This window comes from Pseudomonas sp. HY2-MNA-CIBAN-0224, from assembly GCF_040310285.1.
In the GTDB taxonomy this organism is placed as follows: Bacteria; Pseudomonadota; Gammaproteobacteria; order Pseudomonadales; family Pseudomonadaceae; genus Aquipseudomonas; species Aquipseudomonas helleri.
Genome location: NZ_JBEOPQ010000709.1, coordinates 1 through 255, shown reverse-complemented (window position 1 = coordinate 255; position 255 = coordinate 1). Strand labels below are relative to the sequence as shown.

Here is a 255-nt window from a genome sequence, read left to right as displayed (position 1 = left end):
AGACGGCATACGCGTGACCTCAGAAAACGGCGTCGGCGCAGACGCTTATGCACCTATGAACTCAAAGGTCAATGCTATCCGTGATTATGCCAAAAGCACTGGTATGGAAGTCATCTTAAACGGTAACACCTTAGAAGGCAGTAATGAGCAATATATCTCTATGGTCGTCGAAAAAACCATTGCGGGTCCGTCGAAAAACCCCGACTTTCCTAACTGTGCCTCAAGCAGTGAAGCAACTCCCTATTGGCTTATCCC

At 47.8% G+C, this 255-nt stretch carries 1 protein-coding gene; it reads left to right on the top strand.

The genetic code is table 11. The features are described from left to right. Nucleotides 1–13: 13 nt before the first annotated feature. Nucleotides 14–255 (top strand): hypothetical protein (locus AAEZ03_RS28165; RefSeq protein ID WP_350583245.1); only part of this gene is annotated, 242 nt, incomplete at its 3' end.